26 protein-coding genes are annotated in these 20,541 nt (G+C 56.1%); 17 read left to right on the forward strand and 9 right to left on the reverse strand.

Features of this window, described 5'->3' with window-relative positions; all coding sequences use genetic code 11:
• The 16 genes from AC14IB_RS07380 to AC14IB_RS07455 all read left to right on the forward strand — a co-directional run.
• On the forward strand, nucleotides 1-902 hold a 902-nt coding region (locus AC14IB_RS07380; protein WP_484231277.1), incomplete at its 5' end, for an amino acid--tRNA ligase-related protein.
• A 3-nt stretch (nucleotides 903-905) separates the two neighbouring features.
• Nucleotides 906-1,655 (forward strand): YebC/PmpR family DNA-binding transcriptional regulator, encoded by a 750-nt coding sequence (locus tag AC14IB_RS07385; protein ID WP_484231278.1) that lies wholly within the window; start codon nucleotides 906-908, stop codon nucleotides 1,653-1,655.
• 39 nt (nucleotides 1,656-1,694) lie between these two features.
• The gene (gene ruvC, locus AC14IB_RS07390) at nucleotides 1,695-2,213 is read left to right on the forward strand and encodes a crossover junction endodeoxyribonuclease RuvC (protein WP_068859127.1); all 519 of its coding nucleotides are present in this window, start codon (nucleotides 1,695-1,697) and stop codon (nucleotides 2,211-2,213) included.
• Nucleotides 2,214-2,265: 52 nt separating this feature from the next.
• The gene (ruvA, locus tag AC14IB_RS07395) at nucleotides 2,266-2,874 is read left to right on the forward strand and encodes a Holliday junction branch migration protein RuvA (RefSeq protein ID WP_484231279.1); all 609 of its coding nucleotides are present in this window, start codon (nucleotides 2,266-2,268) and stop codon (nucleotides 2,872-2,874) included.
• Nucleotides 2,871-3,893: a Holliday junction branch migration DNA helicase RuvB gene (gene ruvB / locus AC14IB_RS07400; protein ID WP_484231280.1), complete on the forward strand. Its 1,023-nt coding sequence runs from the start codon at nucleotides 2,871-2,873 to the stop codon at nucleotides 3,891-3,893. Before ruvA ends, ruvB begins: the two co-directional genes overlap by 4 nt.
• Complete coding sequence (gene ybgC / locus AC14IB_RS07405; protein ID WP_068859117.1) at nucleotides 3,893-4,309, forward strand: tol-pal system-associated acyl-CoA thioesterase; 417 nt, start codon at nucleotides 3,893-3,895, stop codon at nucleotides 4,307-4,309. The genes ruvB and ybgC overlap by 1 nt, the downstream gene beginning before the upstream one ends.
• The gene (gene tolQ / locus AC14IB_RS07410) at nucleotides 4,306-4,989 is read left to right on the forward strand and encodes a protein TolQ (protein WP_484231281.1); all 684 of its coding nucleotides are present in this window, start codon (nucleotides 4,306-4,308) and stop codon (nucleotides 4,987-4,989) included. Before ybgC ends, tolQ begins: the two co-directional genes overlap by 4 nt.
• Before the next feature lie 2 nt (nucleotides 4,990-4,991).
• Nucleotides 4,992-5,432: a protein TolR gene (tolR, locus tag AC14IB_RS07415; protein ID WP_068859112.1), complete on the forward strand. Its 441-nt coding sequence runs from the start codon at nucleotides 4,992-4,994 to the stop codon at nucleotides 5,430-5,432.
• A gap of 8 nt (nucleotides 5,433-5,440) precedes the next feature.
• The gene (tolA, locus tag AC14IB_RS07420) at nucleotides 5,441-6,253 is read left to right on the forward strand and encodes a cell envelope integrity protein TolA (protein WP_484231282.1); all 813 of its coding nucleotides are present in this window, start codon (nucleotides 5,441-5,443) and stop codon (nucleotides 6,251-6,253) included.
• Nucleotides 6,253-7,557: a Tol-Pal system beta propeller repeat protein TolB gene (gene tolB, locus AC14IB_RS07425; RefSeq protein ID WP_484231283.1), complete on the forward strand. Its 1,305-nt coding sequence runs from the start codon at nucleotides 6,253-6,255 to the stop codon at nucleotides 7,555-7,557. Before tolA ends, tolB begins: the two co-directional genes overlap by 1 nt.
• A gap of 82 nt (nucleotides 7,558-7,639) precedes the next feature.
• Complete coding sequence (gene pal, locus AC14IB_RS07430) at nucleotides 7,640-8,293, forward strand: peptidoglycan-associated lipoprotein Pal (RefSeq protein WP_484231346.1); 654 nt, start codon at nucleotides 7,640-7,642, stop codon at nucleotides 8,291-8,293.
• Nucleotides 8,294-8,375: 82 nt separating this feature from the next.
• Nucleotides 8,376-9,308 (forward strand): YbgF trimerization domain-containing protein, encoded by a 933-nt coding sequence (locus tag AC14IB_RS07435; RefSeq protein WP_484231284.1) that lies wholly within the window; start codon nucleotides 8,376-8,378, stop codon nucleotides 9,306-9,308.
• A complete protein-coding gene (queE, locus tag AC14IB_RS07440) occupies nucleotides 9,308-9,964 on the forward strand; it encodes a 7-carboxy-7-deazaguanine synthase QueE (RefSeq protein ID WP_484231285.1) in 657 nt (218 codons plus the stop codon). Before AC14IB_RS07435 ends, queE begins: the two co-directional genes overlap by 1 nt.
• A gap of 3 nt (nucleotides 9,965-9,967) precedes the next feature.
• Nucleotides 9,968-10,648 (forward strand): 7-cyano-7-deazaguanine synthase QueC, encoded by a 681-nt coding sequence (queC, locus tag AC14IB_RS07445; protein ID WP_484231286.1) that lies wholly within the window; start codon nucleotides 9,968-9,970, stop codon nucleotides 10,646-10,648.
• A gap of 81 nt (nucleotides 10,649-10,729) precedes the next feature.
• A complete protein-coding gene (locus AC14IB_RS07450; RefSeq protein WP_484231287.1) occupies nucleotides 10,730-11,272 on the forward strand; it encodes a glycine cleavage system transcriptional repressor in 543 nt (180 codons plus the stop codon).
• Between the two features lie 10 nt (nucleotides 11,273-11,282).
• Nucleotides 11,283-11,753, forward strand: coding sequence for a peroxiredoxin (locus tag AC14IB_RS07455; RefSeq protein WP_484231288.1), 471 nt, complete (start codon nucleotides 11,283-11,285; stop codon nucleotides 11,751-11,753).
• Here AC14IB_RS07455 and AC14IB_RS07460 read toward each other — a convergent pair.
• Nucleotides 11,750-12,019 (reverse strand): sulfurtransferase TusA family protein, encoded by a 270-nt coding sequence (locus tag AC14IB_RS07460; RefSeq protein WP_484231289.1) that lies wholly within the window; start codon nucleotides 12,017-12,019, stop codon nucleotides 11,750-11,752. The genes AC14IB_RS07455 and AC14IB_RS07460 overlap by 4 nt on opposite strands.
• Here AC14IB_RS07460 and AC14IB_RS07465 point away from each other — a divergent pair.
• Entirely contained in the window at nucleotides 12,002-13,504 is a 1,503-nt protein-coding gene (locus AC14IB_RS07465) for a M48 family metalloprotease (protein WP_484231290.1), read from the forward strand. The two genes, AC14IB_RS07460 and AC14IB_RS07465, sit on opposite strands and share 18 nt — an antisense overlap.
• A gap of 10 nt (nucleotides 13,505-13,514) precedes the next feature.
• Here the strand turns inward: AC14IB_RS07465 and nadA are convergent, their stop codons facing one another.
• The 8 genes from nadA to AC14IB_RS07505 are packed head-to-tail and all read right to left on the reverse strand — an operon-like array spanning nucleotide 13,515 to nucleotide 20,527.
• A complete protein-coding gene (nadA, locus tag AC14IB_RS07470; RefSeq protein ID WP_484231291.1) occupies nucleotides 13,515-14,570 on the reverse strand; it encodes a quinolinate synthase NadA in 1,056 nt (351 codons plus the stop codon).
• Nucleotides 14,571-14,627: 57 nt separating this feature from the next.
• Nucleotides 14,628-15,056, reverse strand: a complete 429-nt coding sequence (locus tag AC14IB_RS07475; RefSeq protein WP_484231292.1) for an MAPEG family protein — start codon at nucleotides 15,054-15,056, stop codon at nucleotides 14,628-14,630.
• A gap of 9 nt (nucleotides 15,057-15,065) precedes the next feature.
• Nucleotides 15,066-15,968: a sterol desaturase family protein gene (locus AC14IB_RS07480; RefSeq protein ID WP_484231293.1), complete on the reverse strand. Its 903-nt coding sequence runs from the start codon at nucleotides 15,966-15,968 to the stop codon at nucleotides 15,066-15,068.
• Between the two features lies 1 nt (nucleotide 15,969).
• The gene (locus AC14IB_RS07485; protein ID WP_484231294.1) at nucleotides 15,970-16,686 is read right to left on the reverse strand and encodes an NAD(P)H-dependent oxidoreductase; all 717 of its coding nucleotides are present in this window, start codon (nucleotides 16,684-16,686) and stop codon (nucleotides 15,970-15,972) included.
• A 58-nt stretch (nucleotides 16,687-16,744) separates the two neighbouring features.
• Nucleotides 16,745-18,061 carry a flagellar hook-length control protein FliK gene (locus tag AC14IB_RS07490; RefSeq protein ID WP_484231295.1) on the reverse strand — a complete coding sequence of 439 codons (1,317 nt, stop codon included), beginning with the start codon at nucleotides 18,059-18,061 and terminating at the stop codon, nucleotides 16,745-16,747.
• Nucleotides 18,058-18,540: a flagellar export protein FliJ gene (fliJ, locus tag AC14IB_RS07495; RefSeq protein WP_484231296.1), complete on the reverse strand. Its 483-nt coding sequence runs from the start codon at nucleotides 18,538-18,540 to the stop codon at nucleotides 18,058-18,060. The genes AC14IB_RS07490 and fliJ overlap by 4 nt, the downstream gene beginning before the upstream one ends.
• The gene (fliI, locus tag AC14IB_RS07500) at nucleotides 18,537-19,907 is read right to left on the reverse strand and encodes a flagellar protein export ATPase FliI (RefSeq protein WP_484231297.1); all 1,371 of its coding nucleotides are present in this window, start codon (nucleotides 19,905-19,907) and stop codon (nucleotides 18,537-18,539) included. Before fliI ends, fliJ begins: the two co-directional genes overlap by 4 nt.
• Nucleotides 19,904-20,527 (reverse strand): FliH/SctL family protein, encoded by a 624-nt coding sequence (locus AC14IB_RS07505; RefSeq protein WP_484231298.1) that lies wholly within the window; start codon nucleotides 20,525-20,527, stop codon nucleotides 19,904-19,906. Before AC14IB_RS07505 ends, fliI begins: the two co-directional genes overlap by 4 nt.
• Nucleotides 20,528-20,541: the final 14 nt, after the last annotated feature.

Consider the following 20,541-nt stretch of genomic DNA (forward strand, 5'->3'; position numbering starts at 1 on the left):
AAGTCACCGATGCAGTCAAGGATGTCTCCTTCAAGGTCTTCGCCGGTGTCGCCAATAGCGAAAACGGTCGCGTTGCCGCCATGCGCATCCCCGGCGGCGCCAGCCTGACCCGCGGCGAGATCGACGAATACACCAAGTTCGTCGGCATCTACGGCGCCAAGGGCCTGGCCTACATCAAGGTCAATGACGTCTCGAACATTCACAACGGTGAAGGCAGCGGCCTGCAGTCACCCATCGTGAAATTCCTGCCGAATGAAGCACTTGTTGCAATCATTGAACGTACTGGCGCAGTAAACGGCGACTTGATTTTCTTCGGCGCTGACAAGGCCAGGATCGTCAACGATGCCATGGGTGCTCTGCGCGTGAAGGTCGGTCACGATCTGAAGCTGCAGACCTGCGAATGGGCCCCGCTCTGGGTGGTCGATTTCCCGATGTTCGAGGAAGTGGGTGACGGCCAGTGGACCTCGGTGCATCACCCGTTCACGCTGCCCAAGTGCGATGTATCCGTGCTCAAGACCGATCCCGGCTCGGCGCTGTCGGTGGCCTACGACATGGTGCTCAACGGCACCGAACTGGGCGGTGGCTCGCTGCGTATCTACAACATGGAGATGCAGAAGGCCGTGTTCGAAGCACTGGGCATCAGCGATGAAGAGGCCAACGAGAAGTTCGAATTCCTGCTCGATGCCCTCAAGTTCGGCGCCCCGCCCCACGGCGGCCTCGCCTTCGGCCTCGATCGCCTGGTCATGCTGATGACCGGCGCGACCTCGATCCGCGATGTCATCGCCTTCCCCAAGACCAAGACCGCCGAGTGCCTGATGACACACGCGCCGGCCCCGGTCGAGAACAAGCAGCTGCGCGAACTGGGCATCCGTCTGCGCGAAGAAGTAAAAAAGGAAGCCTGAGTCATGGCCGGTCACAGCAAATGGGCGAACATCAAGCACAAGAAGGCGCGTGTCGATGCCTCGCGCGGCAAGGTGTTCACCAAGTTCATTCGTGAAATCACGGTAGCGGCCCGCCTCGGGGGGCCGTCGGAAGCCGACAACCCGCGTCTGCGCGCCATTGTCGCGAAAGCGCTGGGCGCCAACATGAGCCGCGATGTCGTCAACCGGGCCATCCAGCGTGGCGCCGGCGGCGACGATGACAAGAAGCTCGACGAGCTGACCTACGAAGGTTATGGCATCGGCGGCGTGGCCGTGCTGGTCGAGACCATGACCGACAGCGTCAACCGTACCGTGGCTGAAGTGCGCCATGCCTTCAACAAGAATGGCGGCAATCTCGGCACCAACGGCTCCGTGGCCTATCTCTTTGCCAAGCGCGGCGAGATCAGCTTCCCGGCCGGCACGGATGAAGACCGCATCATCGAAGTAGCGCTCGAAGCCGGTGCCGATGATGTGGAAAGCGACGAAGACGGCATCACCGTGGTGACCTCACCGGAAGCCTTTGGTGCCGTGATGGATGCGCTAACGAGTGCTGGGCTGAAGCCGGAAAATGCTGAAGTCACCATGAAGGCCTCGACCGAAGCCGAGATCACTGACCTCGAGCAGGCCGAAAAACTCATGAAGATGATCGACATGCTGGAAGACTTGGACGACGTGCAAAACGTCTATTCCAACGCCAGTTTCAGTGATGCCGTGATGGCTGCACTGAATGCCTGAGTCCGACTCGATGCTCATGTCACTGACGGAAACGCTGACATGAGCATCATCATCGGCATCGATCCCGGCTCGCGCATTACCGGCTACGGCATCATCGCCGCCGAGGGTCGAGGCTGGCGTTATGTGGACAGCGGCTGCATCCGCATGAACACAGAGCAGGCCCTGCCCGACCGCGTGAAAACCATCTTCAACAGCTTGATCGAGCTGATCGCGCAATGGCAGCCGACACAGGCCAGCGTTGAGCAAGTATTCCTATCCAACAATGCCGATTCAGCGCTCAAACTTGGCCAAGCCCGCGGTGCCGCACTGGCCGCGCTGGTCAGCCAGAATATTCCCGTCGCCGAGTACAGCGCCCGCCAAATAAAATTGGCCGTAGTGGGTACCGGCGCAGCAGAAAAAGCGCAGGTGCAGCACATGGTCATGCACCTGCTAAAACTCGACAAAGCGCCACAAGCCGATGCCGCCGACGGCCTCGCTGCGGCAATTTGTCACGCCCACGCCAGTGCAAATCTGGCTAGAATGGATTTATCGGGTTTGCGTCGCGGTCGTGGCCGCTAAGCTCCAGAAGTTACGCTGGCATCAAGCCTGAAGCCCCGCAAAGAGAGTTGGCATGATTGCGCGTTTAAACGGTGTCTTAATCGAAAAAATCAGCCCCCATGTCGTGCTCGATGTGCACGGTGTGGGTTATGAAGTGGATGTGCCGCTGAGCACGTTCTATCAATTACCTGCACTTGGCGAAACAGTCACGTTGTGGACGCACCTGAGTGTGCGCGAAGATGCCCACCAGCTCTTCGGCTTTCATGATCGCGACAGCCTGCAAGTGTTTCGCCTGCTCATCAAAATCAGTGGCGTCGGCCCCAAGGTGGCGCTGGCGCTGCTTTCGGGCATGGAAATCGACACCTTTCGGGGCTGCATTGCACGCGAGGATGTGTTGATGCTGACCAAAATTCCAGGGGTAGGCAAAAAGACCGCCGAGCGCTTGGTCATTGAGCTGCGCGATAAAATCGGCAAGCTCGAATTGGTGCAGAAAGTGACGCTGAATGCACCCGCAACGCCGCTGTTTATTGAGCCTGCCAGCCCGCAGGAAGAAGCTGAAAGCGCCTTGGTGGCTCTAGGTCATAAGCCCTTGGAAGCACAAAAAGCCGTTAAAGTGGTTTTGGGCCAACACAGTGAAACGGCGGAACTGGTTCGTGCCGCGCTGAAAGGATTGCTGAAATGAGCATCGAATCAGACCGCCTCATCACCAGCCAGGGCAAGCCGCAAGAAGAACTGATAGATCGCGCTATCCGCCCGACCCGCCTGGCGGATTATGTCGGCCAGCCCATTGTGCGCGAGCAGATGGAGATTTTTATTGGTGCCGCGAATGCGCGTGGCGAAGCGCTGGATCACACCCTGATCTTTGGCCCACCCGGCCTCGGTAAAACCACCCTAGCCAACATCATCGCTCGCGAAATGGGCGGGCAGCTGCGCTCCACCTCCGGCCCCGTGCTGGAGCGTGCCGGTGATCTTGCCGCCTTGCTGACGAACCTCGAAGCCGGCGATGTGCTGTTTATTGATGAAATTCATCGCTTGTCGCCGGTCGTGGAGGAGATCCTCTATCCGGCCATGGAAGACTACCAACTCGACATCATGATCGGTGAAGGCCCGGCCGCACGCTCGATCAAGCTCGACCTGCCACCCTTTACGTTAGTCGGCGCGACCACGCGGGCAGGTTTGTTGACCTCCCCGTTGCGCGATCGTTTTGGCATTGTGCAGCGACTGGAGTTCTACAATGTCACTGACCTGACTCACATTGTGTCGCGCTCCGCGCACTTGTTGAACTTGCAGATAGATCCTGCTGGCGCCGCCGAAATCGCCCGCCGCGCACGCGGCACGCCACGCATTGCCAATCGCCTGCTGCGTCGTGTCCGCGATTACGCCGAATTCAAGGCCGACGGCATCATCAGCCAGCCCGTCGCAGCGGCCGCACTGGCCATGCTCGATGTGGATCCGCAAGGTCTCGATGGCCTCGACCGTCGCTTTTTGCACATGCTCATCGATAAATTTTCCGGAGGCCCTGTGGGTGTCGAATCCCTAGCGGCTGCACTGTCTGAAGATGCTGGCACGCTGGAAGATGTGATTGAACCCTACTTGATTCAGCAAGGCTTGATCTTGCGCACGGCGAGAGGTCGCATGGCCAGTGCACAGGGCTGGCTGTTACTCGGCCTCAAGCCACCGGAAAGCGGGAACGCGCTCTGATGCTACCCGAATATCAACACCCCTTACGGGTTTACATAGAAGATACAGACGCCGGCGGAATTGTTTATTACGTTAACTTTCTGAAGTTTATGGAAAGAGCGCGTACCGAATGGTTACGGCACTTAGGTTTTGATCACTACTTAGTTAGCGACGAACCTGTATTTTTTGTGGTTCGGCGCGCCGAAGTGGACTATCGCCAACCCGCCCGCTTGGATGACAGCTTAATGGCGTGTGCAGAAGTCACGAAAATTGGCAAAGCCTCGCTGCATTTTCGTCAACGCATTCTGCGTGACGGCGTGGAAATAGCCTGCGGAGTGATCGAAGTCGCCTGCGTCGATCGCATTAGCTTGAAACCACGCGCACTCCCCACTACCTTGTCGGCACTGCTGACCACTGCTCTGGAAAACGTGACATGACCGCCGCACCTGAAATGACCGTTACCTCATTGATTTTTAATGCCAGCCCTGTCGTGCAGGCCGTCATGTTGATACTGGTCCTGGCTTCGGTCATTTCCTGGGCCATCATTGTTCAACGTTCTGGTTTTTTTTACCGTGCTGATGGTTTGAGCAAAGCCTTTGAGGAGCGATTCTGGTCGGGTGTGGACATGCAGCAGTTGCATGAGCAAGTCAACCATCAGCCCAATCCAGACTCCGGTTGTGAAAATCTGTTCCGCGCCGGCTTCCAAGAATTTCAGCGCTTACGCGATAAGCGCGCCGATGCCGACGCCTTGATGCAGGGAGTATCTCGTGCGCTGCGTATCTCACTTAGCGTGGAGCAAAGTAAATTAGAAGCTCAACTGCCCTTTCTCGCCAGCGTCGGATCTACCAGTCCCTATGTGGGTCTGTTCGGTACCGTCTGGGGCATCATGACCTCCTTTATTGGCCTGGCTAAAGTGCAACAAGCCACCTTGGCGGTCGTTGCCCCCGGCATTGCCGAAGCGCTTATTGCCACTGCCATCGGCCTATTTGCTGCCATTCCCGCCGTACTCGCTTACAACCGCTTTGCTGCCCGCAGCAACACCCTGTTATCGCGCTACGAAATTTTTGCTGAAGAGCTCAGTACCATCTTGCATCGCGAAGCCCACGCCGGACGTTGATCATGAGCCTCAAGAGCCAATTCCGGCGGGAACGCAAAGCCCCCATGGCTGAAATGAACGTCGTACCGTATATCGATGTCATGTTGGTGCTGTTAGTGATTTTCATGATTACTGCGCCCATGCTGACGCAGGGCATTGAGGTCGATCTGCCACAAGCCGAAGCCGATGCGCTTAGCCTGAAAGATCAACAGCCACTCATTGTGACCGTGAAAGCGGATGGCAGCTTTTGGCTACAGTCTGATCCGGAGTCGCGTCATCCGGTCAGCCCTGAAAGCCTGCCCGCCGAGATTCGAGCACTTCGTGAGGTGCGTGGCGATGTGCCAGTGCTGGTCAATGGCGATCGCGAAGTCGGCTATGGCCGCGTGATTGAGCTGATGTCTTCGCTGCAACAAGGCGGGGTGAAGCAAGTCGGTCTGTTGACTGAATTGCCCAGCGCCCAATGATTGTCTAAATGAAGCTGTCACTGCCCAACATTCTGTTATCACTTTTGCTGCATGGCGTCGTGCTGGCGCTGTTTTGGGTCTATGCAAAACCGGCATCATTGCCTGAGCCACCCAAAGTCATGCAGGCTATTTTGATGTCGGCACCCGCAGCGATGGCTACCGAAGCGCCCATGGCCAGTACACCCATCGAGCCTGTCGCAAGGCCCCCTGTTGAGCCGCCCGCGCCGCAACCCTTACCTGAGCCCAAGCCAGAGCCCAAACCGGAGCCTAAAAAAGTCCCCTTACCTACGCCCAAGCCCACACCGAAGCCAGAGCCCAAGGTCGAACCCAAGCCAACGGCTAAGCCCATCATTGAATCTGTCGATGAGGAGCTAGAAGCGGTAGAGCAAGAAACTAAACGTCTCGCCGAAGCGCAAGCGACCGCGCGAAAGCAACGTGAGGCAGAGGCACGTCAGCAAGCATTAGCTGATGCCCTGAAAGCGGAAGCCGACGCCATTGCTGCCGATGCAGCAAAAGAACGAGCCAGAATGCTCAGTGCTCAGATTGGACAATTCCAACTAGCCATTAATCGAAAAGTTAAAAGTAATTGGCGCAGACCTGCGGCTGTTTCTGGCAAATTAATGACCGAACTGCGCATTACCTTGCTGCCAGGTGGCGAAGTCGCCTCAGTGGTCGTGGTAAAGTCCAGCGGTAACGATGCATTTGATGAAAGTGCTAAAGATGCGGTCAACCGCGCTAACCCTTTACCCGTTCCGTCAGATACTGTTTTATTTCGCGAGCAATTTAAAGTGTTACTGCTCAAGTTCAAGCCGGAGGAATGATGATGCTCACCCGCCCATTCGGCTTACTCAAATTTTGTCTCCTCGCATGGGGCATCGCTGCAGCTAGCCTAGCAAATGCTGCGTTAACCATTGAAATCACCCAGCGTTTAAACGAAGCCACACCGATTGCGGTCGTGCCCTTTGGCGGCGTTCAGAGTGCAGACAATACCGGCGCCATTATTGCCGCGGACCTCGATCGTAGCGGCTCATTTAATGTGGTGGAGCGCAACAAGTTGCCTTCCTTCCCCTCGAGCAGCGCAGAAATTTTACCCAGTGTTTGGCAGAGCGTTCCTGCTGACTATATTGTGGTCGGTAGCGTTAGTCGCTTACCCGATGGGCGCTTAAGTTATCGTTACGAACTACTTAAACGCGGTGGCTTGGAGCGCGTTTTGGGCGAAACCTTTACCGTAGATTCGGGTCGCGCGCGCGATGCCGCGCATTACATTGCCGACAAAATTTACAAGCAAGCCACGGGCGAGCCCGGCATTTTTGCCACCAAAATTTTGTATGTAAATCAGTACAACCGAGATGGCCGAAAGCGTTATCGCTTGGAGCTTTCCGATATTGATGGGGCGCGACAAGTGACCCTGCTCGACTCGGTGGAGCCTATTCTTTCACCGACATGGTCACCAAGCGCCCGACAAATTGCCTATGTCTCCTTCGAGAGTCGTAAGCCTGCTATTTTTGTGCAGAACCTCAGCACTCGCCAACGCACCAAGTTGACCGATTTTAGTGGTTTAAACGGCGCGCCCTCTTGGTCACCTGACGGCAAACGCATGGCCATGACACTCTCACGAGATGGCAACCCTGAACTCTATGTCATGGACCTCACCACGAATACATTAACGCGACTCACGAATAACCCGGCGATTGATACTGAGCCGCGCTGGACCAGCGATGGTAAATCGCTCGTGTTCACGTCTGATCGCAGTGGTGGCCCACAGATTTATCGTTTGAACATTGCCACCGGCGATACCAAGCGTTTGACGTTTACGGGAAAATTTAATGCCCGCGCCGACATCAGCCCCAATGATCGCCACTTAGCCATGGTGCATCAGGCGGGCGGCAATAATTACACCATTGCACTGCAAGACCTCAGCAATGGCATCTTCAGCACGCTGACCGACACGCCGTTAGATGAGTCCCCAAGCTTCTCCCCCAATAGTAAAATGGTTGTCTATGCCACTCGTAAGGGTAATAAAGGCGTATTGGGCATTATGTCGTTGGATGGCCGCTTCAAGCTCCGCCTACCCGCTGTTGATGGAGAAGTTCGTGAACCGGTATGGTCTCCCTATTTACGCTGACGCTTAAGTCAGATACCGTCCACACCATTATTAACCTTTGATTCAAGTAAGAATAAAGAGCCCTAAGGAGCTTAACGTGAACATGAAAAAAACTGCTCAAATCGTAACCATCGCGACGCTCGCCATTAGCATGGCTGCTTGTTCTACGTTTCGTGGCCCGCGGGCGATCAACCCTAATGATGACAGCCAGTTTGAAAACCTCCCACCTGCCCCTGCGGTTGAAGCCATCCCGGCAACGCCAGAAGCTGAGCCCAACCCCGGCCTGATTGCAGAGGCAGCACCTGAAGCGCCAGAAACCGGCTCTGCCAACTTGGCCAGCCCGATTGAAGGCTCTGTGATTGAACCTCAAGCCATTTCAAGCGCAACGACCGCTAACACTGCTGGTGCGTTAAACGATTTGCTGAAAATTCGTGTCTTCTACTTCGGCACTAACCTGAGCGACATCACTGCCCTGTCCTACGGTGGCTTGAATGCTCATGCCCAGTACTTGAAAGGCAACACCGCAGCGAAGTTGCAGCTGAGTGGTCACACCGATGAGCGCGGTACACGCGAGTACAACTTGGCGCTGGGTGAGCGTCGTGCCAATGCGGTGGCTCGCTACCTGGTGGGCTTAGGTGTTTCGGCGGATCAACTGAGTGTGGTGAGCTACGGCAAAGAGAAGCCCGCAGCAGATGGCAGCGATGAAGAGTCCTGGGCCAAAAACCGCCGCGTAGAACTCGACTACACTGCGCAATAACTGAAAAAAGTCTTTTTGTTTCACGATAACGGGCTTCGGCCCGTTTATCATTTGCAGCACTCGCTTTTGACTCGGAGACGATATGCGTTCCGCACCCTTTATGCTGAATAAACTAGCATCCAGCCTCGTTTTATCCAGCACCCTGCTTCTGAGCTCAGCTTACGCCATTGAAATTGAGCAGCGCCCCTTAAGTACCAATGCAGAGCCTGCGCCCGTCGTTAAGCCAGAGCCAAAGCCAGAACCTAGGCCAGTGCAGGCGACCGAACCCGCTACCGCTCCTGCTTTGGTCAAAGCACCAGCACCAGCGCCTGCTAAAGCCGCACCAGCTGCGGTTAACCCTGCGTGGGATATGTTTCAGCAGATCGAAGAGCTACGAGCCACGGTGGCTAAACTTCAAGGTACAACGGAGGAGCAACAGCAACTCATTGAGCGTTTGCAAAGTGATTTGCGCACGCGTTACACCGACTTGGACCAACGCTTAGAACAACTCAGCAAACCGGTGGCAGAGCCCGCACCAGCGCCCGTTTTACCTAGTGAGCCTGCGCCTCAAGACCAGCCAACGGAGCCCAGCGCCGCCCCAGTTGTGATTGCCAGTAAGCCTAAAGCTGAACTCACCACCGAAGAGATAGAGCGTCAAAAATCAGCCTATTTGGCTGCGTACCAAACCTTTCGCCGTGATGGCGCCGCACCTGCCATTGTGTCCATGACGCGCTTTCTGGAAAACTTCCCAGACAGTGTCTTCGCCCCAAATGCGTTTTACTGGTTAGGCGAATTTCACCTTGCGGCTGAACCGGCAGACTATGCAAAAGCAGAAGCTAATTTCCAGCGCGTGCTGCGTGACTTCAGTGCCAGCCCTAAAGTGGCCTCGGCCTACTACAAACTCGGCACCATCGCTGACTTGCAGGGCGATAAAGCAGCCGCCAAAAACTGGATGACTAAATTGCTGAAGCAGTTTCCGGGCAGCCCGGAAGCACGCCTCGCGCAATCTTTTCTTGATCAAAACCCGGCGAAATGATGAGCCAATCCGAGCCCACGCTGCGTCTTACCGAAATCTTTCATTCGTTGCAGGGTGAGGCGCGAACCGTTGGCCGTCCTACCGTTTTTGTGCGGCTCACGGGCTGCCCACTGCGCTGCGTTTGGTGTGATACCGCCTACGCCTTTCAAGGCGGCACCCAATGGGCACTATCGGCTATTTTGGCTGAAGTGGCCCAGTATCGTGCTGGTTATGTCACCGTGACGGGTGGCGAACCCTTGGCTCAGCCCGAATGCCTGCTCTTGCTCACGGCACTGTGTGATGCCGGTTACGAAGTATCGCTAGAAACCAGTGGCGCTTTAGCGGTCGATGCGGTGGACCCACGCGTGGTTAAGGTCATGGACCTAAAAGCGCCGGGCTCAGGTGAAGTACAGCGCAATCGTTATGAGAACGTGGCTCACCTCACCGCGAACGACCAAGTCAAGTTTGTCATCTGTGATAAGCAAGACTATGACTGGGCGCGGCTGCAATGCGATCAATATGATTTGTACTCGCGCGTGAGCGATGTGCTGTTTTCTCCGGGTCATGACACGCTGGCACCGCGTCAGTTAGCAGAGTGGATATTGGCGGATCGCTTACCGGTCAGGCTGCAAGTTCAGCTACATAAATACCTTTGGAATAACGCGCCCGGACACTGAACTATGCCGCATGCGATTGTTTTGTTATCGGGCGGGCTCGACTCCGCCACTTGCCTCGCTTTAGCCAAATCTCAAGGCTATAGCATCACGGCGCTCAGCTTTGATTACGGTCAACGCCATAATGCTGAACTCGCTGCCTCGGTGCGTTTAGCCAAGGCCATGGGCGTTAATGATCATCGCACCATGCGCTTAGAGATCGGTCAAATGGGCGGCTCAGCCCTCACCGACAACCGCATCGCCGTGCCGGAAAGTGAAACCACCGGCATTCCGGTGACCTATGTGCCCGCGCGCAACACGGTGTTCCTGTCGTTTGCTTTGGGTCTGGCTGAAGTCACGCAAGCCCGACATATTTTTATTGGTGTGAACGCGGTGGATTACTCTGGCTACCCCGACTGCCGCCCCGAATTTATCGCTGCGTTTGAACACATGGCTAACTTAGCCACAAAAGCCGCCGTGGAAGGCCAACCGCTGACCTTAGAAACCCCGCTCATGCACCTCACCAAGGCCGAAATTATTCGCTTAGGCATGGATCTAGGGGTGGACTACGCCTTAACCGTCTCGTGCTATCAGGCGGATATTGAAGGCCATGCCTGTGGCCGCTGCGACTCGTGTCGCCTGCGTCGCAAAGGTTTTGATGATGCCGGTGTGACTGACCCAACGCGCTATCAAGCGAATCCATTTTAATTCCCCTGTTCGTCGTCTTGCCCTCTGGCGAGCAAGCAAGGTGACGACTAGACTCTGGGCAACCGTTAACGAGTGGCTGTTATGAAACCCGATTCCGAACACTTTCTTGTTATCTCTGCACTCGGCGCCGACAAAACCGGCATCGTTGATGAATTGGCTCGTGTTGCCAGCGATTGCCGTTGCAATATCGCCGACTCGCGCATGATTGTGATGGGCCAAGAGTTCGCCATCATCATGATGGTTTCAGGCACCTGGGACGCCATTGCAAAATTAGAAGTGCAGCTGCCAGCGCTGGGGCGTCGACTCAACTTAGAGGTCATCTCCAAGCGAACAGAGTCGCGCGCGCCGCAGAAGCAAGCCATTCCCTACAACGTGCACGTTATTGCGTTGGACAACCCCGGCATCGTGCATGAAATTGCCAATTTCTTTGCCAGCCAGGGCATCAATATTGAAGCCATGGAAACGAATACCTACGCCGCTCCTCACACGGGCTCGCAGATGTTTGCGCTGTCCATGACCGTGAATATTCCAGCCAGCGTGCACATCGCCAGCTTGCGCGAAAGTTTCATGATTTTCTGTGATGACCGTAATTTAGACGCCATTATTGAACCCTTTAAAGCCTGAGTCTCTGCATATGACACTTGAAATCGGTCAGACCATTCCTGCTTTTTCCGTTGCCAGCACGGGCGAATTGGCTGAAGTCAGCTCGGCATCTTTGGCGGGTAAAACGTATGTGCTGTACTTCTACCCGAAAGATGCCACCCCCGGCTGTACGCTAGAGGGTCAGCAATTTCGCGATCTCTACGCGCAATTCCAAGCGCTGAACTGCGAGATTTTCGGCGTGTCTCGCGACACCCTGAAACTGCATGAAAAGTTTCGCGCGAATGAGTGCTTTCCGTTTCAGCTCCTCAGCGATAGCGATGAAGCGCTTTGCCGTCTCTTCGATGTCATCAAAACCAAAAATATGTACGGCAAACAAGTGCAGGGCATTGAGCGCAGTACGTTTTTAGTGGATGGTCAAGGTCAGTTGCGGCAGGCGTGGCGTAAGGTGAAAGCCGATGGCCATGCCGCCGAGGTCTTGCAAGCCGTGCAAGGCTTAGGCTAAACGCGTTTCACCAGACAGAACTGTGTGATGCCGGCGGAGTCGGTGGTTTGCGACTTCAGCTCATGCCCTGCTTGACGCAAAAAAGCAGGGATATCCCGGAGCGCCCCGGCATCCGCCGTCAACACAATCACCTCGGTATGCGTTGGCAGCGCATGCAGAGCCTGCTTCAGGCGTAGTAAGGGCATGGGGCAGCGTAAGTGACGAAAATCCAAGGGCTCAGTCAAGGCAAACACACTCTGAATATCACGGTGGATGGATCTTATCATGCGACAGCGCATCGGGCCTTGGGCGCGCGTTGCCTGGTCGCTGCCATCAGCCTGAGCCTCATGCTGCCGGCACAGGCCAGTGCCCCCGCCAAAGCGCCTTCAGACGCTTATGTAGCCACCTTACCCGAACTCGGTCAGCCTGCCGACCTCATTGCCGATGCCGCTACCGAAAAACGCTTAGGCCAGGCCTTCTTACGGCAATTGCGTGCCAGCACCCCGCTCTACACCGACACCGCGCTCCGCGAGTATTTAGAAAGCCAGCTTTACAAGCTCGCGGCACATAGCCCCTTGGTCGATCCTACGTTTTCCTTGATCGTTGTAGATGATCGCCAGGTCAATGCGTTTGCCGTGCCGGGTGGGGTTATTGGGGTCAATACCGGACTGATGCTCACCTCGGAATCCGAAGATGAACTATCGGGCGTGCTGGCGCATGAGCTGGGCCATCTCAGTCAGCGTCATTTTGCACGATCGCAAGAAGCCAACAAGTACAACCAATGGCTCGCGCTGGGTGGACTGTTAGCCAGCATCGCTGCGGCCTCTGCCGGCGGTTCTCAGTCTGGTAATATTGGCTTAGCTGTGGGCGCAACGGCTCAGTCCTTAGCCGCACAAAATCAACTTCGCTACAGCCGTAACTATGAGCAAGAAGCCGACCGCATTGGTCTGCAAACCCTGGCCGACAGTGGTTATGACCCACGTGCGATGTCTTCATTTTTTGCCAAGCTCGATCGCAATACACGGCAACTCGGCTATGTGCCGGAATTTTTGCTGACTCACCCCTTAAGCAGCAGCCGACTGTCTGACTTAGAGCGTCGTGTCAGCGAGATTCGTCGCCAACCGCGACAACCCGACGCGAACTTTCGACTACTGCAGATGCGCCTGCAAATGGCCTACAGCGATCAGCTCGGTGAAAATATCCGCGCCTTTGAAAGCGCACTGAGTGATGGCAACGCGCCTGAAGCCACGCGCTACGGCCTGAGCCTGGCCTATCTACGGCAAATGCGGCTAGCGGAGGCTCAGGCAACCCTTCAGCCCTTGCTCACCGCCGAGCCCAATCGCCTGCTGTATCGACTTACTGAAATGGATATTGCCTTTGCTCAGCGGGATTACCCCCGTGCGCTGAATTTGAGCCAAACCGCGTGGAGTATTTATCCCGGTCAACGCAGCGTACTGGAGGCAATGACGCGAGCGGCCCTGATTCTGAATAAACCCGAGTTGGTCAGGCCATTGCTGGATAAAGCCGCACGCGACTACAGCAATGACACGCTGATATGGCGCCTGCTGGCTGACTGCGCCGCCAAACAAAAAGATGCCCTAGCCGTGTTCCGTGCGCGAGCTGAGATCTTCTTCTTAACGAATCGGCAAAAGCTCGCCGAAGATCAATTGAAAAACGCCTTACGACTGGCCGCAAACAACTACTCGCTGACCGCCCAGCTCAATCAGCGTTTGAACGACATGCAAATCTTAGATGCGGAATTCAAACGCTAAGCCTCACGGATTAGCGCTTTAAGGTCTTAGCAAAATCTAGCATGCGCTGAAGTGGCTGCATCGCCTTTACGCGCAAGGCTTCATCAACAAACACTTCCTGACCGCCACTCTCCAGTACCTGCGCCAAATTATCGAGCGCGTTCATGGCCATCCACGGGCAATGCGCACAGGAACGACAGGTTGCACCATTGCCCGCGGTGGGCGCTTCCATAAAGGTTTTGCCGGGAGCCGCTTGCTGCATTTTGTAGAAAATGCCGCGATCCGTAGCCACAATAAACTGTTGATTCGGGAGGTTTTTCGCTGCCGCAATGAGCTGCGACGTCGAGCCCACTGCGTCTGCTACGTCCACCACCGAAGCGGGAGACTCCGGATGAACCAACACAGCCGCATCTGGAAATTGCTTTTTCAGGTCGAGAATGCCCTTGGACTTAAACTCTTCGTGCACGATGCAGGAGCCATCCCAAAGCAACATGTCGGCGCCCGTGACCTTTTGCACGTAAGCGCCCAAATACTTATCGGGAGCCCAAATAATTTTCTCACCCAGACTGGATAAATGATCCACCACGTCCACTGCAATACTCGACGTCACCACCCAATCCGCCCTCGCCTTCACCGCCGCAGAGGTATTGGCATAAACCACCACGGTGTGGTCAGGGTGCGAATCGCAAAACGCGGTAAAGGTATCGACGGGGCAACCTAAATCCAGCGAGCAGGTCGCCTCTAAGGTCGGCATAAGCACACGCTTTTCCGGATTCAGAATCTTGGCGGTTTCCCCCATAAACTTCACGCCCGCCACCACCAGTGTTTTCGCCGGATGGGCATTGCCAAAACGCGCCATTTCCAGCGAGTCCGACACACAGCCGCCCGTTTCTTCAGCGAGCGATTGCAACTCGGGGTCGGTGTAGTAATGCGCGACTAAAACAGCATCTTGCGCCTTCAACAACGCTTTAATGCGCTCCCGCAGCGCCAGCTTCTCTGCTGGCGTATGGGTATCGACGACCTCATGCAAATGAGCCAGATGCTCCTGCACCAAACGCTGGGCAGCGTGATCGACGGGCTGGGACATGGCGGCCTCTTCTATCGTGTCAAAAATGATCGTGGCAAAAATATGGGAGGCAGGATTCTAGCGCAGAAAGGTGATTACGGCCTCATAGGTCAGCCCGATCAAGGGAATATTCGACAACACAAAGAGCAAAAAGCGCAGCTCAATTTTGTTCACCAGCGCTTGCGTCAGACTATGCACCACCCGCAACGCCACATAGCTCCACGCCAGCACCCACGCGGTGTCGCCCGATGAGCCCAATAACACCAGCGTGATCACGATGGCGTAAAACACCGTGGGCTGTTCCATGAGGTGATTGTAGTTATCGGCCTTCCAGCGCACGGACGCAGGCAACTGAGCCATCTGCTCGCCTCGTGGTGCGTTTGGATCTGGCTTCATCTTGGCCGCGATCATGGCCGGAATACGCGTGGCGTACATCCATAACCACATCACCTGCGACCACGCGACTAAAGCAATGACAGGGCCAAGCAGTTGGAGTGAGTCATTCATGGCAGAGACCTATTTAGAGTTATTAGAACGCTCCCACTCCGGCGGCGCCCACAGGTGCTTCAAGCGCTGCCAAATGGGGCCGGGCTTGGCCATGTCTTTCACCATATCCCGGAATTCGTGGAGGTTTAGCGTGAGGATGTTGTTGCTTTGGACCTGGCGCACGATGCCGTATTCCACGGTCTCTTTTTCTTCGGCAAAAGTGCCAAACAGGCGATCAAAGAGGATGAGCACGCCGCCATAGTTTTTGTCGATGTATTGCGGGTTGCGGCCATGGTGCACACGATGGTGCGATGGCGTGACGAACACGTACTCGTACCACGCAGGCATCTTACGGATGGACTCCGTGTGCGCGAAGAACTGGTAGCCCAAATTCATGGCGTAGAGCGCCATGGTGTATTCGGGCTTGATGCCAATGAGCATGAGTGGCGTGAAGAATAACCAGTAACCCGTGAGTGGGTAGAGCATGCTTTGGCGCATGGCCGTGGTGAAATTCATGTGCTCGCCACTGTGATGCACCACATGAGCACACCAGAACCAGCGCACCCGGTGACTGGTGCGGTGGAACCAGTAGTAGCAAAACTCCACGAGCAAAAATAAAGGCAGGATGGTCCAGGCATTCAGCTCAACATTGGCTACGCGGTGGTCATAGAACCAGTGCATGGCGGTCATGAAGAACAGTGCATGCACCACAATTTCAAAGACCTGATAGCTGCCACCGAGGTTGAGGTTGGTGAGAATATCTTTGCCGTTGAACTGCTCGGTGCGCCCTGCTCGTCGCATGTACAGCCACTCAATGGCGAATGTCGCAAGGAAGATGGGCGACAAACCAATGAGAATGATCTGCTTCCAATCCACGGGGCCACCAATCCACTGCTCCAATGGCAGCGCAAGGCTGTGCATGAAGGCATCCATCTTAGAACTCCAAAGCGCTGGGTAGGCGTTTCATTTCTCGGTCAAACGCGGCCAGCACGGGCATGCTCATGGGCTTGAGCTGCTGCCAATTGGCCACATGCTCACGGAAGTTTTGCAGAATGTCACCACGCGCTTCCTGAGTTAAATACGGCACGTGATAGCCCACAAACGTGGGCAGCACGGTCATGCCGGTATAGGCCAGCGTGCCTTGCAATACGGGCATTAAAATCTTATCGATATCGCCGTGAATGCCGCCTTCGGCCAGCATGTAGTCGCGACCACCACAGGTCAGTGCGAGCATGGCGTGCTTGCCTTTTAAGCCGCCTTGATCATAGAAACGACGGCCACCATACACTCGACCAGAGACCAGCACACGGTCGAACCAACCTTTTAGGATGGCCGGTACGGAGAACCAATACAGCGGGAAGCTGAAAATCACCAGGTCAGCGGCTTCGAGCTTTTTCAGCTCAGCCTCAATGTCGGGCGCTAAGGTTTGCGCGTCGACATTGGCGCGTTGCTCCAGCGCGTAATTTAAGTATTCGGCATTGCCACGCGAGCCGAAGTCTGCGGCGCTGGCCACCGGGTTCCAATTCATGGCGTATAGGTCAGACACCACGACGGTGTGACCGGCAGCGGTAAAATCGGCCACTGCGGCCGACTTCATGGCAGAGGTAAAAGACTGTGCTTCAGGATGGGCATGGACAATCAAAACATTCATAGCGAACTCACCTAAAAAGATGAGCAGATAGTCCTTCGCCCGGCGCTAAATGACAAGCTCAGGCGTAATAATCTACACCAGTATTCGTCCTGCTGTGGCTGGCTTCTCGTGCTTGGGCCGCGCGCTCCTGACGCAACTCAAGCGCTTGGCGGTGCTCTAAGGCATTGGGCTGAGGTGAGGAGCTACCGCCCTGCTGGCCAGATGAGTCTTGTCGCGGCGAGAACCCCGACTGTGATGCAAAGCTGTCTGGGCGTTGGCTCATCAGGCTGACACGCGAGTCATCCAAACGCATGCCTTGCTGCTCCATGGCAGCGGCAAGGCGTGGCATAGCGGCCGTGATTAAGTCGCTGGTGGTTTGTTGCAAGGTATTGAATTCCACTTTTGCGCTTTGCTCGTTCAGTGAAATGCGCACGTGAATCGGCCCTAGGTCGGAGGGATTCATCTGCAGCGTGGCGGTTTGCGTGCCTTGCTGAGCCAGCAGCGCTATGCGCTGGCCAAAGGCATCGGACCAACTCGGGTCGAGCAAGGCATTCGGCGTTAGCGTTACCAGGCCGGGTAAAGGGCTACTCGTTTGTGGGTTCGCTAAGGTTAAGCCCGTGGCGAGGCCGACCGATGTTAGCGCGACCTTGGGCAACTCAGGACTGCCACTCGTAAAGGCCGAATCGCCACTTAAGGCCAGCAATGCCTCACGCCCCATAGGAAGGGTCATTTCCTGCTTAACTGGGGTGTTTAAAAAACTAGCCGGCAGGCCATTGGTCCATGCTAACGGCGGCGAATTAATGGCCGTGGTAGCGGTGCTTGCGTTGGCAACGGAGCTAGTGGGCACTGCAGTCGCCGCCAGTGCCTGCTCAACAGGAGGCATAGCCCCTTTTCCTTCGGGGGCTGCACTTGAGCGGGTAATGGAAGACGGTGTTTCGACACGCAGCAGGTTAATGGCAAATGGCAATGTGACTAGACTTGGCGTTGCCGCTTCAAGCGTCGGTGTGGGCAATGCCTCCTCCGGCAACTCCTCGCTCGCGAGCCCATCGGTAAGGGCTGCCTCGTGGCGAGGCAGTCCTTGATTCAAGCCGTGAATAGCACTGGCTAATGCCGTTTGCACGGAGGCGTGAGTAAGATCCTCGGAAAGCTCGGGCGTGATGGCCACCGTGGTTAGCTCGGGGGCTTTGAGCAGCGAAGCCTCTGACAGTGAAGCCTCTGACAGTGCAGTCTGAGGCAGCAACGCCGTGGCATCTGCTGCGGGGGCCGAGCCGGGCTGTAAGGCCTGGAACAATTCAGCAAAAACTGAGCCGGCTGGCGTTGCCTCGGCTAAGCCTGTAGGGCTGGCGGCCAGCGGATTAACCAGAGTTTCTGTTTGTGTGCTTAGGCTAGGCATCATGATGCTGCTCCTTGCTGCCAGTCCTCTTGCTCGGCTTGTTGCCGCCAAGTGAAGCGCTGGCCCGATAGTTCATCTGCTTGTCGCTGAGCCTGCTGCTCGCGCAGAACAAACTCTTCTGACTCGTAGCGAGCCGTGAGCTTGCTCATGCTTTGACTATGCCCACGGGTTTTCAGCCAGGCTAAGCGTGCCGATACGACGAGTTGTTGAAAGCGAGCGACTTCCGCTTGCTGAGACGCAATTGCCGCCATGAGCTTGTTCATAAAGTGGCGACGCGCTTGCAGTTGCGCTAAATCGACTAGCTGAGATGACACCACGTGCAGGCCACGGGCGTATTCCAATTGATAGTCCACGAGCTGGTTCAGCTTATGCTCGGCATCCGCTAACTGCTGCTGACTGCGGGCATAGGCTTTCAGCATCACATCTTCGGCACGTTGTGCCACGGCCAGCACAGGCCGCATGCGTTGTGATCGTTTCATCATGCTGCTCCCCCTTCATCGCCAAAAAGTGCGCTCAGCGCTTCTTTAGCGCGCTCGACGGATACCGCGTCATCGGTGTCTTGTTGCAAAAACCGGGTCATGAGCGGCAGTAAGCGCACGGCTTCATCCACTCGCGGGTCGCTGCCCCGCTGATAAGCACCAATGGAAATGAGGTCGCGATTTTGTTGATACAACGCCCAGGTTTGACGAAAGCGGCGGATCAACAGCTTGTGATCGCGTGGGGTGATGTCGTTCATGGCCCGACTCACCGATTGCTCAATATCAATAGCGGGAAAGTGACCAGATTCGGCCAATGCGCGCGACAACACGATGTGGCCATCGAGAATGGCGCGTGCGGAATCCACAATGGGGTCTTGTTGGTCATCGCCCTCGGCAAGCACGGTGTAGAAGGCGGTGATTGATCCGCCTCCAGCCGGGCCATTACCCGCACGCTCCACTAAGGCCGGCAAGCGAGCAAAAACACTGGGCGGATAGCCCTTAGTGGCGGGCGGTTCGCCCACTGCTAAGGAAATTTCACGCTGGGCCTGAGCAAAGCGCGTTAACGAATCCATGAGCAGAAGTACTTGCTTGCCCTGATCACGAAAATACTCGGCAATAGCCGTGGCCACCCACGCCGCTCGAAGTCGCATGAGGGGTGAATGGTCGGCTGGCGTGGCCACAACCACCGCGCGCGCCATGCCCTCGGCACCCAAAATATGATCTACAAACTCTTTCACCTCACGGCCGCGTTCGCCGATCAGCGCCACCACCACAATGTCGGCTCGGGTAAAGCGCGTCATCATGCCTAAGAGCACGCTTTTACCCACGCCGCTGCCCGCAAATAAACCCAAGCGCTGCCCTCGCCCAACACAGAGCAAGCCATTAAGAGCGCTAAGGCCCACATCCAGCGGCTCGCGGATGGGTTGTCGTTGCAAAGGGTTAATGGGCGTGGCGAGTAGCGGTTGATAATGTGTGGTGTTGAGTGGGCCTTTGCCGTCTAGGGGATGCGAAGAAGCATCAATGACACGCCCCAATAAGCTCGGACCAACCGGCACATCCACCACGCGGTTGATTGGGAGCACGCGGGCATTGGGTTCGATGCCGCCCAGTTCGCCGGTAGGCATGAGCTGTAAACGATCACCGCTAAAGCCCACGACCTCCGATTCCAGCCAGCCGCCCTGTCGTGTTTCGACCAAGCAGCGTGAGCCAATCGCGGCACTACAGCCCTCCGCCTCCAACAACATACCGACGATTCGGCGCAAGCGACCTTCAACTTGAACGGGGGCTTCTTCACTCAAACGGTCGCGGCAGGCATGCAGGTGCGCCGCCCAATCGGGCGCGCTGCGACTGACCGCAGCGTGCAGGCTCATGCGACTTCTGCCCTAGGGCTGTTATGCCCTTGCATGCGTGTCAGCATGTCTTGCAAGCGAGTCTCGACACGGGCATCTATACGCGAAGCACCGCTATCGACCATGCAGCCACCGCGGGCAATACTGGCATCTTCGATCATTTTCCACGTCGAGCCTTCGTTCATTTCGAGGTTTGACGAGAGCAAGTGCGCGTCTTCGGGGTGTAAGTGGATACGTACATGCCGCGTACCCGCAGGTAAGGCTTTAATGGCTTGAGAGACCATTTCGTGAATGTCGGCCGGTTGCAGCGTCAGCTCGCGATGCAATACCTGCTTAGCAATAACCATGGCCAACAGCACCAACTCTTCTTTCACTTCGTCATTACATTGCGACAAGGGCGCTGCCATTTGTTCAATCAGCTGCTGCAGACGCTCAGCTTGCAGACGCAACTCGCCCCGCGCCGCCATACGACCTTCGCTCAGGCCTTGCTCCCAGCCGGCACGTCGAGCTTCATCTCGAGCCGTGGACGATGCTTCGTCAGTTAAATACGCCGAACGCTCCTGACTTTCGGGCATCGACATCGGCTCCGTGTGCATGGGCGGCATTTGCCAACGTGCCCAGGCTTTCGCGGTGTTATTCATAGGTGTCGCCTTAT

The sequence above is a fragment of the Perlucidibaca sp. genome, from assembly GCF_057084925.1.

Bases quoted from the DNA above. Each gene is read 5' to 3' on its own strand.
- AC14IB_RS07455 (WP_484231288.1), top strand. From the start codon at position 11,283: ATGACACTTGAAATCGGTCAGACCATTCCTGCTTTTTCCGTTGCCAGC.
- tolQ (WP_484231281.1), top strand. From the start codon at position 4,306: ATGACCGCCGCACCTGAAATGACCGTTACCTCATTGATTTTTAATGCC.
- fliJ (WP_484231296.1), bottom strand. From the start codon at position 18,540: ATGATGAAACGATCACAACGCATGCGGCCTGTGCTGGCCGTGGCACAA.
- tolR (WP_068859112.1), top strand. From the start codon at position 4,992: ATGAGCCTCAAGAGCCAATTCCGGCGGGAACGCAAAGCCCCCATGGCT.
- ruvA (WP_484231279.1), top strand. From the start codon at position 2,266: ATGATTGCGCGTTTAAACGGTGTCTTAATCGAAAAAATCAGCCCCCAT.
- tolA (WP_484231282.1), top strand. From the start codon at position 5,441: ATGAAGCTGTCACTGCCCAACATTCTGTTATCACTTTTGCTGCATGGC.
- fliI (WP_484231297.1), bottom strand. From the start codon at position 19,907: ATGAGCCTGCACGCTGCGGTCAGTCGCAGCGCGCCCGATTGGGCGGCG.
- AC14IB_RS07385 (WP_484231278.1), top strand. From the start codon at position 906: ATGGCCGGTCACAGCAAATGGGCGAACATCAAGCACAAGAAGGCGCGT.
- AC14IB_RS07450 (WP_484231287.1), top strand. From the start codon at position 10,730: ATGAAACCCGATTCCGAACACTTTCTTGTTATCTCTGCACTCGGCGCC.
- queE (WP_484231285.1), top strand. From the start codon at position 9,308: ATGAGCCAATCCGAGCCCACGCTGCGTCTTACCGAAATCTTTCATTCG.
- tolB (WP_484231283.1), top strand. From the start codon at position 6,253: ATGATGCTCACCCGCCCATTCGGCTTACTCAAATTTTGTCTCCTCGCA.
- pal (WP_484231346.1), top strand. From the start codon at position 7,640: ATGAAAAAAACTGCTCAAATCGTAACCATCGCGACGCTCGCCATTAGC.
- nadA (WP_484231291.1), bottom strand. From the start codon at position 14,570: ATGTCCCAGCCCGTCGATCACGCTGCCCAGCGTTTGGTGCAGGAGCAT.
- AC14IB_RS07505 (WP_484231298.1), bottom strand. From the start codon at position 20,527: ATGAATAACACCGCGAAAGCCTGGGCACGTTGGCAAATGCCGCCCATG.
- ruvC (WP_068859127.1), top strand. From the start codon at position 1,695: ATGAGCATCATCATCGGCATCGATCCCGGCTCGCGCATTACCGGCTAC.
- ruvB (WP_484231280.1), top strand. From the start codon at position 2,871: ATGAGCATCGAATCAGACCGCCTCATCACCAGCCAGGGCAAGCCGCAA.
- AC14IB_RS07485 (WP_484231294.1), bottom strand. From the start codon at position 16,686: ATGAATGTTTTGATTGTCCATGCCCATCCTGAAGCACAGTCTTTTACC.
- queC (WP_484231286.1), top strand. From the start codon at position 9,968: ATGCCGCATGCGATTGTTTTGTTATCGGGCGGGCTCGACTCCGCCACT.
- AC14IB_RS07475 (WP_484231292.1), bottom strand. From the start codon at position 15,056: ATGAATGACTCACTCCAACTGCTTGGCCCTGTCATTGCTTTAGTCGCG.
- AC14IB_RS07435 (WP_484231284.1), top strand. From the start codon at position 8,376: ATGCGTTCCGCACCCTTTATGCTGAATAAACTAGCATCCAGCCTCGTT.
- AC14IB_RS07480 (WP_484231293.1), bottom strand. From the start codon at position 15,968: ATGGATGCCTTCATGCACAGCCTTGCGCTGCCATTGGAGCAGTGGATT.
- AC14IB_RS07490 (WP_484231295.1), bottom strand. From the start codon at position 18,061: ATGATGCCTAGCCTAAGCACACAAACAGAAACTCTGGTTAATCCGCTG.
- AC14IB_RS07460 (WP_484231289.1), bottom strand. From the start codon at position 12,019: ATGATAAGATCCATCCACCGTGATATTCAGAGTGTGTTTGCCTTGACT.
- ybgC (WP_068859117.1), top strand. From the start codon at position 3,893: ATGCTACCCGAATATCAACACCCCTTACGGGTTTACATAGAAGATACA.